This window comes from Hydrococcus rivularis NIES-593 (assembly GCF_001904635.1).
Lineage (GTDB): Bacteria > Cyanobacteriota > Cyanobacteriia > Cyanobacteriales > Microcystaceae > Hydrococcus > Hydrococcus rivularis.
The window spans coordinates 1-12995 of sequence record NZ_MRCB01000033.1 but is presented as its reverse complement, the minus strand read 5'-3'; the positions used below and the strand labels follow the sequence as shown (position 1 = coordinate 12995).

At 47.1% G+C, this 12995-nt stretch carries 13 protein-coding genes; 4 read left to right on the top strand and 9 right to left on the bottom strand.

What is annotated here, in order from left to right:
• Positions 1–38 precede the first annotated feature (38 nt).
• A complete protein-coding gene (locus tag NIES593_RS19625; protein WP_073601191.1) occupies positions 39–824 on the top strand; it encodes a DUF4198 domain-containing protein in 786 nt (261 codons plus the stop codon).
• 178 nt (positions 825–1002) lie between these two features.
• On the opposite strand, the gene NIES593_RS19620 is transcribed toward NIES593_RS19625, so the two are convergent.
• A complete protein-coding gene (locus tag NIES593_RS19620; RefSeq protein ID WP_175561183.1) occupies positions 1003–2214 on the bottom strand; it encodes an FAD/NAD(P)-binding protein in 1212 nt (403 codons plus the stop codon).
• A gap of 389 nt (positions 2215–2603) precedes the next feature.
• Here NIES593_RS19620 and NIES593_RS19615 point away from each other — a divergent pair, with 389 nt between their 5' ends.
• Positions 2604–2969, top strand: coding sequence for a SaoD/DsrE family protein (locus tag NIES593_RS19615; RefSeq protein ID WP_073601190.1), 366 nt, complete (start codon positions 2604–2606; stop codon positions 2967–2969).
• Positions 2970–2972: 3 nt separating this feature from the next.
• Positions 2973–4403, top strand: a complete 1431-nt coding sequence (cysS, locus tag NIES593_RS19610) for a cysteine--tRNA ligase (RefSeq protein WP_073601189.1) — start codon at positions 2973–2975, stop codon at positions 4401–4403.
• Positions 4404–4487: 84 nt separating this feature from the next.
• Here cysS and NIES593_RS19605 read toward each other — a convergent pair whose 3' ends face one another.
• The 5 genes from NIES593_RS19605 to NIES593_RS19585 are packed head-to-tail and all read right to left on the bottom strand — an operon-like array spanning position 4488 to position 9245.
• Entirely contained in the window at positions 4488–5342 is an 855-nt protein-coding gene (locus NIES593_RS19605; RefSeq protein WP_073601214.1) for a YwiC-like family protein, read from the bottom strand.
• Positions 5343–5400: 58 nt separating this feature from the next.
• The gene (locus NIES593_RS19600) at positions 5401–5847 is read right to left on the bottom strand and encodes a CopD family protein (RefSeq protein ID WP_073601188.1); all 447 of its coding nucleotides are present in this window, start codon (positions 5845–5847) and stop codon (positions 5401–5403) included.
• Positions 5847–6566: an iron-sulfur cluster repair di-iron protein gene (gene ric / locus NIES593_RS19595; protein ID WP_073601187.1), complete on the bottom strand. Its 720-nt coding sequence runs from the start codon at positions 6564–6566 to the stop codon at positions 5847–5849. The genes NIES593_RS19600 and ric overlap by 1 nt, the downstream gene beginning before the upstream one ends.
• On the bottom strand, positions 6563–6901 hold the full coding sequence (locus NIES593_RS19590) for a group I truncated hemoglobin (protein ID WP_073601186.1): 339 nt from the start codon (positions 6899–6901) through the stop codon (positions 6563–6565). Before NIES593_RS19590 ends, ric begins: the two co-directional genes overlap by 4 nt.
• Before the next feature lie 34 nt (positions 6902–6935).
• Positions 6936–9245 carry a nitric-oxide reductase large subunit gene (locus NIES593_RS19585; RefSeq protein ID WP_073601213.1) on the bottom strand — a complete coding sequence of 770 codons (2310 nt, stop codon included), beginning with the start codon at positions 9243–9245 and terminating at the stop codon, positions 6936–6938.
• A gap of 599 nt (positions 9246–9844) precedes the next feature.
• Here NIES593_RS19585 and NIES593_RS19580 point away from each other — a divergent pair.
• Positions 9845–10546 (top strand): Crp/Fnr family transcriptional regulator, encoded by a 702-nt coding sequence (locus NIES593_RS19580; protein ID WP_073601185.1) that lies wholly within the window; start codon positions 9845–9847, stop codon positions 10544–10546.
• A gap of 180 nt (positions 10547–10726) precedes the next feature.
• Here NIES593_RS19580 and NIES593_RS19575 read toward each other — a convergent pair whose 3' ends face one another.
• The 3 genes from NIES593_RS19575 to NIES593_RS19565 all read right to left on the bottom strand — a co-directional run.
• Positions 10727–11119 carry a hypothetical protein gene (locus NIES593_RS19575; protein WP_073601184.1) on the bottom strand — a complete coding sequence of 131 codons (393 nt, stop codon included), beginning with the start codon at positions 11117–11119 and terminating at the stop codon, positions 10727–10729.
• Positions 11116–11367 carry a hypothetical protein gene (locus NIES593_RS19570; RefSeq protein WP_073601183.1) on the bottom strand — a complete coding sequence of 84 codons (252 nt, stop codon included), beginning with the start codon at positions 11365–11367 and terminating at the stop codon, positions 11116–11118. The genes NIES593_RS19575 and NIES593_RS19570 overlap by 4 nt, the downstream gene beginning before the upstream one ends.
• 122 nt (positions 11368–11489) lie before the next feature.
• A partial coding sequence (locus tag NIES593_RS19565; protein WP_217651977.1) for an Eco57I restriction-modification methylase domain-containing protein occupies positions 11490–12995 on the bottom strand: 1506 nt, incomplete at its 5' end.

Sequence of the window (12995 nt, the reverse complement as noted above, 5' to 3'; positions counted from 1 at the left end):
AATCTATCATGATTTTTAGTTGTTAGAAAATTAGAAAGATGATTGCAAAAGCCTTGAAAAAAATTGGCTTCGCAGTAGCTTGTTTGCCTATTCTAATCGGTCAACCAGTTTTAGCTCATGTAATTTGGTTTGATTATAACGATGGCAATTATGAATTAGTATTCGGTCATCCAGAAGAGGGAACAGAGCCTTTAACTCCCAGCAAATTTAGAAAGGCTACGGCTTACGATCTAAGTAGAGAAATTGTCCCAAGTAACACTTCTGTAGAAGGCGATCGCTTGTTCGTGGTTCCAAAAGGAGAAGTCGCTGCCTTAACAGCCACCTATGACAACGGTTTTTGGATTGAATATCCAGACGGCAGCTATGAAAATCTTTCGCCAGAACAGGCAGAGGCAATTAATTACGAAAATGTGACTAATTATCTCAAGTTTACAAAAGCTCTCTATAGCTGGTCTGATGAACTAGCAACGCCTTTCAGTCTTCCGCTTGAGATTATGCCTCTAACAAATCCTTTTACAGTAAGAGTGGGAGAAAGTTTGCCTATTCGGGTTTTGTATCAGGGAAACGCGATCGCTAATCCAACAGTAGAATACCTCGGACAAGAACTCACTATCGATACTAACGGGATTGCTTTGGTTCCCATCGGTGAAGGAGGATTGCAAGTTATTGAAGCAAGTTATGACAATCCGACAGCCAATAACCCTGGGATATCCTATGCGACTACCCTGACCGCGCAAACTATTTCCGTTCCCGAACCCTCTTTTTTGCTAGCTTTTGGCGTAATTGGTCTAACAACTTTGGCACTGAAACGCGATCGGAGTTAGTGTCTTCTGTAACGGTAAGTTGCATCCAGAAGTTCGCATCTCGCTACTCATCCCCAACCCCTCTCCTTTCATTCATTAATAACAGAGATAGTCGATCGCCCTCACCCCTAACCCCTCTCCCAGTTTGGGAGAGGGGAGAATAATGTCGATCGCGAAAACCTGAAAATTGGTATCATTTCTACGATGACAGCGCGATACTTGCTTTGGTAAGCGTCCGAACAATGCGATCGCTTGCCATTCTCCCTCCCGACAGATTTCTGGCAACTGGCCCCACTTGCAAAGCTGCTAAAGCACCCATAAGAAAAAATTCACTCCCTGGCAAACGTAAATACTCGTCGAGGACGGGTAAACCGTTGACAATTTCTGTCGGATAAGCGGCTAACATGTCTTCGAGAAGGGGGTTTTGTTGGCAATCAAATTTAGTGCCCGTAGCCAACCAAATTCTGTCACACTCATAAACATCGCCATTGGCACATTTTACCAACCAATGCGAGTCCTGCCAGATTGCCCCAACTATCTCGCAGCGTTCCTTGAGAGTAATCTTGCCTTCTCGCGATAAGCGCCTCAACTGTAGCATCATCGCTGGAGTCATCGATCCGCCGTTGCGTGCTTGTTGAATCAACTCCCATCGCCTGTACCAGTTAGATTCTGCTGCAAATCCCTTCAAATATTTCGGCCCCAACCAACCAGGATCGGCATCGAATAGCTTTTCTTGCCAGGTTCTGCGTGCCATTAAAAAAACGTTAGCATTTTGCGCGATCGCACCCATTGCTAAATGTCCGCTAGTCAAACCGCCACCGATAATTAAAATTTTCTCTCCAGCTAGGTGCAAAGATCGCAGATCGATTTGCGAAGAATGGCACAATCTTTCTGATGGATAGGGAGAGGGAATTCGATTGACCCACTCAGGAAACTGAGGAATCCCCTTTCCCGTTGCTAAAATGACTCGACGCGCAATTATCGATTCTCCTGCCGCTAAAATTAATTGAAACCGATGTTTGTGAGGCAGAATCTCGACTACTTTTTCTGGATAGATGCAATTTTCCAATTGCCATCGGCGAATTACTTCCCCGCAAAAATCCTCAAATAACTGCGTTCCCGGTAAATCGTAGGGGGGAAACAGTTCGTGAGGGCGATTTTCGGCAAATGCTCTTAAAGCATAGGGATTGGGATCGGGATGGTGAACCGCCGGCGATCGCAAATGAGGGATTTTCTGGGCAGCAAATTGATGTCGCCATCGACTCAACCAAGTTCCACTAGGATCGAATACTAAAAACCGATTCCTGAATTTAGCTCGTTTTTGCAGTAAATGAGTCACTAAGGTTAGTGCTTGCGGTCCCGCACCTACAATAGCTAGATCGATATAGGTAGGTAATGATATCTTTTTCATAGAAATTTTTAATGGCTTTTCTTCTTCGTCTGGCTTATACTGCTTTTAAAAAAAGAACGCTACAGATGCTTAATGAAATTTGAGTATCGATGATAATTGTGAATCGACAATGATAATCATTATTATAAAAGACCAACAAAACGATCGCTTAAATGTGAGCAATTTTAAGTGGAAGGGTTAATTGTTAATTCATGGCAGTAGCATTAATTAATTATTTAGTCAGAATCTTCTCACAGTAAAGATTTTGACGTCGATAGGGCTGGGTTTTGTTTTTAAGTTATTAATTTCCCTAAAAATCTTAGCTAAACTCGCCCGTACAAGTACAAACAATATGGTTGTTTAAGCGGATCTATTATAATAATGATTATCATTATAATAACCCGATAACGATGAAAGTTGCTTATATCTTTAGTACGTCAGGACATACAGCTAGTTACAAACTAGGTCAAATGATTTTGCCCCAACTAGAAGAACATAACCACGGTGCAGAAGTGGTAGGAATGTTTTTCTTCGACGATAATACTTACCTTTTAAGAAAGGGAGACTCAATGGGAGAGCGTTTGGCTAAACTAGCTAAAACTTCTGGAATGTTACTGATGTTGTGCGATCGCTGTGCTTTAGAAAGAGGTCTTGCTCAAGGAGAACCAGGAAATTGTACGCCTCAAAATACAGTAGAAGGAGTGCAAGTAGGTTGTTTTCCCGATCTCTACCAAGCTTTAAACAGTAATATCCCAGATTACATCATCACATTATAAAAAATGGCTCTTAAAATCTACAATACCCAAACCCGTCGTCTCGAACCATTTATTCCTCTTCAACCAGGAAAAGCGACTATGTATTGCTGTGGTGTAACCGTCTACGATTATTGCCATTTAGGTCATGCCCGTTCCTATATTGTTTGGGATATGGTACGTCGTTATCTGCAATGGCGGGGATATGAAGTAACCTACGTTCAGAACTTTACTGATATAGATGATAAGATTCTCCATCGCGCCCAACAAGAAGGGGTTTCGATGGCAGATATCTCAGAACGTTTTATCAAAGCTTACTTTGCAGATATCCGTCCCTTAAATGTCATGGATGCAGATGAATATCCCCGCGTCACCGATAATATCTCTGGGATTCAACAATTAATTCAGATCTTGCTGGATAAAAACTATGCCTATGTTGTGGATGGAGACGTTTACTTCAATGTCCAAGCTTTTGCAGAATATGGCAAACTTTCTGGGCGTACCCAGTCAATGATGAAAGCAGGGGCCAGTGGCAGAGTAGCACTTAGGGATCCTGAAACAATTAAGAAAAAACATCCTTCAGATTTTGCCCTCTGGAAAAGTGCCAAACTAGGAGAACCTGCTTGGGATTCTCCTTGGGGAAAAGGTCGTCCTGGATGGCATATCGAATGTTCTGCTATGGTTAGGGCATTGTTAGGAGAAACCATCGATATTCATGGCGGTGGAAGCGATTTGGTCTTTCCCCATCATGAAAATGAAATTGCCCAGTCGGAAGCTGCCAATGGTAAACCCTTAGCTAAATACTGGCTGCACAATGGTATGGTAACGGTGAATGGCGAGAAGATGTCTAAGTCTTTGGGTAACTTTACGACGATTCGCGAGTTATTAAATCGTCCCCTCGATCCGATGGTAATTAGATTATTTGTTTTACAGGCACATTACCGCAAACCATTAGATTTTACTGAAGAGGCTATTAATTCAGCAGTAAATAGTTGGAAGACTTTAAAACAAGGATTACTGTTTGGGAAAAAATTAGGTTGGAAGAAAGACCAAAAACTGGACTTTACCGTCATAGAAAAATTTAAAACAGCAATGGACGATGATTTTAACTCTCCTGGAGGATTAGCTGTTTTATTTGAACTAGCTAAAAATCTCCGTCGGGAAGGAAATCTTTTCACCCATGAAGGTAAAACCGATACTGGTGTCGAAGAATTACAACAGCAATGGCAAACTTTAGTTCATTTGGCAGGAGTTTTAGGTTTAGAGGCTAAAACTGAAGCAAATATCACTGATGCCAAGGGTTTTGACGAAGCAGAAATTATAAGACTGATTCAAGAAAGAAATGAAGCTAGAAAAGTAAAAGATTATGCCAAAAGCGATCGCATTAGGGAACAATTACAACAAATGGGAATTAGTTTAATTGACCGTCCTAATGGGGAAACCAGTATTGTTCGTTGAGATAACTAAATTTTTAACGTTGCCCATCACCCGTCGCCAAAATCTTTCGGATTCAACTAACCATTGCTGTGTGCAAGCGGATTGTTATGCCGCAGCAACAGGATAGTTGGGCAATAGAGAGATCGCGGTCAAGAGAAAGAACACAACCGCTGAGAGGGTTTCCAGTATAGCGACATTCTGAATCTTCGTGGTTTTATACCAGTCTCGTCGCCAGAGGATGAACCCAAATTTGAGCAGGACAATTCCAAAGGCGACCGCCGCTAGCGTTGTCAACCCGCCACCATACCACAACCCGAAGATAATCAGCGTGGCGACTCCATGATAAATCAGCCCCGGCGTTAGGGCTTGGGTCTTGGGTTTGCGGAGTTTCACGGTAAAAATTGCGCTGCTAAAAAAGAGCGTATTCAACAGCCATAGCCCCCAGAAAGAGAGGGTTACGGTTTTGGTTGTGGCGATCGCGGCAAAGGGGGCGGCGAGGCAAACAGCAGCAAACGTTAGGAGTTCATTGCCAATGGATTTCTGCTGTCGATAGAAGACTGAGACGGCATCGACGATCAAAGCCGCGATCGCGCCTAGATAAAGCCATAGCAGGACTGGAACTTGCAGATACAGATAAATGGCAAGGCTCAAGGAGAGTCCCCCATAAAGACTGCCCCACAGGAGATATCGGGGTTTCCAAGTGCGTCGCTGTTTGATTTGCAGTACCAAGGGGTGTTCGGCTTGAAACCCGGCAAAGGCACAAATGAATGCCAGGGTGGTTGCCAGTGTCCATTGTTGAGCCGCTGCGGCCCCGGTCAGAAACGATACCAACAGGACAATATAAACGCCATGCTCCGGTGAAATCGTCGGGCGATACCAAGTTGGTGCATGGGGGGAGGGACTAACCGAAAGTTGAACGCCCTCGTTTTCGACAGGTGGGTTGGTATTAGAAAGTGCCATCATTGAGTCTTCTAGTCTCAAATGCATCGCTGGAATCAAACAGAAATGAGGTGTGTCATTAGCTGAGTCCGCCCAGGCGAATTCCTGCGCCGATAATGACAAACCCAATCGCTAGGATGGTGACTCCCCCAATGTGCCAAGCGAGGCGGTTGAGGGTGTCTTTGCTAAGGTTGGGAATGATAAAAAAGCGGGCGTGAATGGCCAGAGCTAGCGTCCCCAACAATAACAGCAGTTTGATGCCAATGTAAGTAGATAGATAGGAATCAAACGCCCAGAAATGTTCCAGCTTGGGAAAATAAATCCAGGTGAGCCACAGCCCTGTCAGCACCTGAAGCAAAAGCGCCAATAAGCCCAACCCCTCAAAGTGGGATTCAAATTGATGGATGCGATCGGGGTCGCGCTGCTTCAATGCTTGGGGTAGTACGGTGAGAGCAAGTACCAGATGACCTCCCGTCCAGATTGTGGCACCCAGGGTATGGAGAATCACCAGAATTTTGAATAGCATTAGCGTTTTCCTTTGGTTTGCTCTAGGGCGATCGCCTGGGGAAACAACAGATTATTTTCCTTATGAACATGTTGGTGCATATCCTGTTCAAAGGTGTGCAGGGCATCGAGCATCGCCCGATAGGTATTGCAAGCCCAGTCTGGTGGGGTGAAATTATCGGTCAGTTGGCGCAGTTGGACGAGGGCGGCCCCGGTTTCCTCATGTTCCAATTCCATCTGCTGAATGAGATTCGCCAGCGTCCCGCAGTGAAAGACGGGCACAGTATCGCTGGCTTCTAACTGCCGAATCATGGGAAACAAGACCTGCTCCTCCTTCATCAGGTGCGTGGTGAGTTCGGCAGCGATGGCTAGAAAAATGTCCTGAATTTGTCGCAAGCGCGGTTCTTTCTCGCCGTGGACGGTTGCCACCTTGGTGACCAGTTTTTCTAAACGGGGCAGTTCGGTATGCAAGTAGGCATGGTGGATTTGCTCTATATGGTTGGCAAGTTCCGTTAAAGACAGGTCGCTGAGATTGCTTTCTGGCGCGGGTGTGGCTGCAATATAGGCTTCTAACTGCGCGAGGAAGACTTGGGGATCGATCCCGCGCTGGGCACAAGCTTCTGCTAGAGTCTTTTTGCCGCCACAGCAATAATCGACTTGGGCTTGCTCGAATAGGCGGGAGAGGGAGGGGCGATCGCGGACGATCGCGCCGACGGTGTTGTTGATTTGCAGAGTGGTCATAGTCGTCTCCGAGAGTTCTGAGAGTACAAGCTACAACTCCTAAGTCGAGCCACAGTAAGCATCAGATCTTCGGCAACCGCGTCAAAATGCTCGTGGTTTAAGCCTTGCTCAACGACCAGGGCTTTATGCGCTTCCCGCATATCGCTGCCGCTGTATTTATCCGTGCCACCAAAGGCGTAGGTAAGAAAGGCTTTTTGATGTGCCCGTTGTTTCGCCATATCGGTATTGGCAAAAAAGTGTTTGATCCGTTCATCAGCCAACACCCGTTCGTAGAATTTATCTACAGCCAAGTCGATCGCTTCTGCTCCACCCAGTTGCTCAAATAATGTTGCCATTCGTTGTTGTCCTTGCGTAGGTTTGTATGTTTTTTTAGTGTGTAGTGGTTTCAGCCGCGAGAAATTCGGGCGGTTGCGCCTGGGTAGGTTGCTGGAAAATACCCACCAGCGATCGCCCAACGCAATACACCAGCATGACGGCTCCCACGGCAAACACAATATCGCCGGGAATCCGCAACCACACGGTCCACTGCATCCAAGGCGAACTAATCACTTCGGCGCTGCGGGCGTACCAAGTGCCGTGGTTGACCGATTGCACCAGTTGGTAGAAACCGTTGGGAATCAGACCCATGACCATCATCAGTACCAGTCCGCCGTTGATCCACCAAAAGGCAAAGTTTATTTTCTTCTCATCCCAGGCGCGATCGGGAGTGATTTCCCGCAGGGCAAAGAGCATGAGCGCGATCGCCAACGACCCATAGACACCATAGAGGGCGGAATGGGCATGGATCGGCGTCGTATTCAGCCCTTGGGAGTAATAGAGGACGATCGGTGGATTGATCAAAAAGCCAAAGACACCCGCCCCCACCAAATTCCAGAAACAGGTGGCAATAAAGAACTGGAGCGGCATCCGATAAAATCCCTGCGCCTCTTGGGAAAGTTTCAGCGACTTCACTACCTCAAAGCCAATCAATGTCAGGGGGACGACTTCTAGCGCCGAGGCCACCGATCCCATCGCGGTGATAAACACGGGGGTACCCGCAAAATACAGGTGATGCAGCGTGCCAATCACACCGCTACCCAGATAGAGAATCGTCGTCAGATAGGTCGCACGCAGGGCAGAGGAACGCTTCAGGAAACCCAGTTCGCTACAGAGGTAGGCGATCGCCACCGTGGCAAACACCTCAAAGAACCCTTCCACCCACAGATGCACCACCCACCAGCGCCAGTATTCTGCCACGCTCAGCGGCGTATGGTTAGTGTACATCAATCCCGATGCATAGAAGAGCGGAATCGTAATCGCACTGTAGAGGAAGAAGTGATTGAGCCCCGTTTTGCTGCCTTCCGCCTTGAGCGCAGGTTTGAGAGCGCGATACATCAGCCAGAGCCAGAACACCATACCGCCAATTAGCAATAGTTGCCAGAGGCGACCCAATTCCACATACTCATAGCCCTGGTGCCCAAACCAAAAGCTTTTATCCCCCAGCCAGCCCTGAATACCCGCCCAGGAACCAACCAAGGAGCCGACGACCACTACGGTTAGAGCGGCGAGTAAGCCACCATTGCCCCAGGCTTGCCCCTGAGGTTCATGCTTGCCAAAGCGCGGCCCAAAATAGAGTCCCGCCGCCAGCCAACAGGTGGCAATCCAAAACACCGCCAGTTGTAAATGCCAGGTGCGGGAGGCGGCATAGGGTAAATACTGCTGAATGGGTATCCCATAGAAACCTTCCCCTTCCACCGCATAGTGCGCCGTCACCATTCCCATCAAAATCTGTACCAAAAACAGAGTCATGGCAACGGCAAAAAAGAGCGTTGTCACTCGTTGGCTGGGGGTAGCCAGACGAATAGCCGGACGCGTGGCGACAGGGAGAACCTTGTAGGCCTCTTCTTGAGTGAGATAGACAAACAGGAAAAAGGCGATCGCGGCAATCAGTACAATCACGGATACGATCGACCAGATCAGGAACTGCGCCGGCGCCTGGTTACCGATCAGGTCATCGTGGGGCCAGTTGGCGGTATAGGAAAAGAGCGCATTCGGTCGGTTAGCGGCGGCAGCCCAGGCAGTCCAGCTAAAAAATGCCGTGACATCCCGGATTTGCCCAACATCGGTAAACCAACCGCTGGGAATGGAATGCACGGCTGACCCCTGGGACAACAGGGTTTGATAGTCCGCAAAGACCTGGTGTAACCCTTGGGTTTGGGCAGCGGTCAGCGTCAAGCGGCCCGTATCGGGGTCGTAGCGATTGGTCTTAAATTCGTCGCGTAGCTTGACCTGCAACAGGGCGCGATCGCTCGCCGATAGGGCTTCCCAATCCGCCTGCGCGAAATTCGCATCGCCGTTGTACAGCACCCCCGCCGTCGCCAAACCCCAGCGATGCAACACATCAGCCGTCCAATCAGGAGCGAGGTAGCTACCATGCCCCCAGATACTGCCAATATGTTGCCCCCCCCGTGCCAGATAGGTTTCCTGACCCGATTGAATGTTCTCCTGGGTTAAAATCACTTCCTGGCGTGGCGAGACGATGGTCGCCGGAATGGGCGGCGCATTTTTATAAATCGCTGCCCCGGCTGAAAGTAAAACTGTAAAGGTAACAATGCAGATCGATACAAGCCAGGCGGGCAAGCTTAACTGCCTGCCTGGCTTACGAATGGGTACTGCTATATCAAAGGTTGGATTTGCCATAATGATCGTTACAAAGTTTGGTAATCCAGTCACAGAACCTCGACTAGAAAAGACCAGAAAAGCAATCCTCTTAGAGTCTTCCTATTCGAGCCGGTTCACAAGGTCGATCCAGCTAACTCAGCTTAGTATCGATCCTAGTATCGATCTTGCCAAACATGCTTTGACTTAAGTCAAATCCTGCCTAAAAAAACTTGAAGATTGTCGATGCCAGAAGGCTGTGCGATTCGGGACTTGATACCAGTGCCTTCTCGACATTAATGAATGTATAAAAATGAAAATGCACAACCTGAAAATTTACTACAGCCAATGCTGGGAGTAACTTCTACTGGGCACAAAAGTGATGATGAGGGAGCCGACGAAGACAGGCATCAACATAAAGCTCCAGGAAGGGCTGCTCCCATGATTCTTGATTAGGGGGAAGATGAATTGCAACCTGGCAATATAGCAGCCGCTAATCGTCCCCATCCAGAGGGCTATAGTGACGAGCGATAGATTGTAACGTTACTGGGTGTCCTAACCTAAATGGCAAAAATTCTATAATATATCACGATAGTATCTGAGTATAGGCACAACCTATCGGCGTTCGCACCCCAAAACCCATGCCTGCCGCCATCGACTTATCCCACTGGCTCAAAACGACACCAATCTTTCGCGGATTAAGCCCATTGCAACTGCGATCGCTCGCTGATATTGCTCAATTACATATTTTCCAAAAGGGAGAATATATCTTTCATCAGGGCAGCGCGGCGACGGGCTTTTTTGTTGTGAAAACAGGTCGGGTAAAGGCTTTTAAGTTATCAGCGCAAGGGAAGGAGCAAATACTCCATTTTTTCGGTCCAGGAGACCATTTTGCCGAAGTTCCCGCCCTAGATGGTCAAGATTTTCCAGCATCGGCAGCCGCGATCGAGCCATCAGAGGTAATTTTTCTGCCCCGCACTGCTTTTATTGAGTTGCTCCATCAGTATCCTGATATCGCGATTACCATGCTCATTAGCCTGTCCCAACATGCCCGTAATCTCAGTCAGTTGATCGAAGATCTTTCATTTAAAGAAGTCCCCCAACGCCTCGCAACCTACTTACTGAATTTGAGCGATCGCACAAATAACCCCTGTGTAGTCGAGTTAGATTTGAGCAAAAGTCAACTGGCTGCTGCCCTCGGCACTATTCCAGCTACCCTCTCTAGAGCCTTTGATCGGCTCAGCCGTGAAGGAATGATTATGGTTCGTGGGGCACAAATTGAGTTGCGCGATCGCGATCGCTTGCAAGACTTAAGTCAGTTACTGGAGCAAAACGATCGGTAGGGAGCCTTGATTAATTCCAAATCTGGGACGATCGCGAACGAAATATCAAGGATTGCAGACGCTGTTTTCAGTAGATCGAGCAATTGTTCAGGGTGCCCTGTAAACAAATTGAGAAGTGATAGCTGCCCCAGCCAAGCAGCCATTTATTCTACCATAACCAAAGGATTTTGGCGTAACGGCTTAGCTCACTCGCCGCAAGTAATCTTTGCCTCTGACAGATAACCTCTCGGCGGTCGGGTGCAGCGCGTTGTTGTGGAGACTGCGGGCAGGACAGTGGATGATGGGTTGGGTACCAGAGAGCAAAATTTTGAGGCAGTCTTGTTCGATCGGGGTATGGAAACCGCTCATAACGGGAATGGCTTGATCCCGCAAGCTCTGAGCGAGGTCGTAAGTTTTAAGGATGAGATCTCCAGGACATTGTTTAGAGCAGAAAAGGGCGATCGTATTCTGTGTCAGAAATTCAAGATTACCGATCGTGTTGAGGATCGGTGCTGTTCTGAAGGCACCCCAGGTTTTGAGTGCAGTGGGATAGGCTGGATGATCGGGGGCGATGGTTTGTAAGGGCGCGATCATGAAATACCCGCCAATCGACCTATCTCAACGCTGACAGCATCAAAGCGGTTATCGCTAGGATGATAGGATAACAGTTCCATGCCAATCGGTTCGCCTGTTGTTTCATCTTTAATTAAAATCACTCCATCACCTAGCTCTGTAGCAATTTGATTTTTGCGGGGAGGTTGCCAGAAAACGGTTAACAACTCCATTTCGGGTTCGTAGTAGATTTTACTTGTGTCATAGGGTTTCTCCTTCTTTGATTGCATCGGTTTGGTAAGCTGTGATTAGAAATCCATGTCATCCCCTCCGGAATCTCTGCCCATGCGGTATTTGATGTCGTAGTTGATGAGGCCGTCGAGTTCTGCGTTGGTGAAGCCGTAGGGTTGAATCATGGGATCACCCCCCGTTCGACATCGCGGTAGGCTTGGAGAGCGGCTTGTTTGGTGGCATCGGGGACGAGGGGAAAGGTGCTGAGGATATGGGCAAATTCGGCCTCGGTCAGTCCGTACAGGTGGGCAATGATGCCATCGAGTTCAGCACGGAGTCTACCGCGTTCTATTTCATTGGTTACGCCATTTTTATGGGAGCCTAGCCCGACTTCTTTGGCTAAATCATCAAATTCTGGTGTGGTGCAAATGAGCTTGGCGGCTCGTTCGACGATTTCCCTAAACCATTGGTCGCCCTCTTGAAGTCGAGGAACAGGAAGTTGGTAGATGTAAAACATTGTTAAATTTTGACTCACTCTTTGTCTTAAGGCGTAGTCAAAAACATAGGAATTTAAACAGGCTGTCAAGAACAAAATTTCTTGATTATTAATTAAAAAATTATTTCCATCATTGAGAACGCAAGCATTCATGGAATGTCCAAAGAAGACATTATTTGGAATGATTGACGAAATTAAAGTCCGCTCATTCGTGCTAGCAGCTACAGATCGATAAGTGAATCGATAGCCCTGATAGTCCAACTTTTGACCCTGATCCACACCATTTTTCCCTAAAACCGCTTTGCGCCCTTCCTGCTCATCCACCCAATAGCGCGGCTCGGCAAACTGATGCGTAAACTGATGGATCATTTTGCCTTCATAGAGCGGCAGTCGCCCTGGTGCTGGCTCAGTTTTGAAGAGATAGCTGTCATTCGTCATGTGAAATTCACAGGTCAGCTTGAGGTTCCATTTGCCCTCAATCTTTTCGCCTAGTAAGGGGAATTGCAGCATCTTTTTGGCTATGGTGATGTCGATCGCTTGCTTGAATTCCATCACCGACAATGAATCTGGCGATAATTGCCGTACGAGCGATACTGGAATCTCAAGCTGTTGGGTTTGGTCATGCAGGAAGGTTGCCAACTCGTCAGGCCTAACAGCTTCCCGTGGATCAATCCGAAAAGCAGAATGAAAGCTCTCAGTTGATTTACCCTTTTCAAAGTCGATCAAACAAAACTTAAATCTGTGATCAACACCTTCAAAAATAAATCGTTCGTTCGAAATACCAAATAAATTATCCAACTTGCATTGCATAAACAGCATTTCTCGAAGCTGTTTTGCTCCCAAATCTGTATAAATTCCTGTAGGCAAGATGATTCCACATCGTCCACCTTCTCGTAATAAATTGAAGCACTGTTCTAGAAATAGTTTATAAAGGTTAATGTCTGTTCCTGCCTTCTTACCATTCACAATAGAAATCTGATTTTTATACTGTTCTGCTCTACGAAAATAAGCGCTCACATAGGAAAATTGGCTTTGATATTCACACCAAGCTTGAGCAATTTCTGGATCTTCAAGCAGCTTTTTCTGAGCTTTCTCAAACTCCTTAATATCCATCTTGCTTTTTCTAACTAGCTCATTAGACTCGTCCGAAAATTGGCAACACGCTCTAAGCCTGGTTTTGAACGGAGTTAA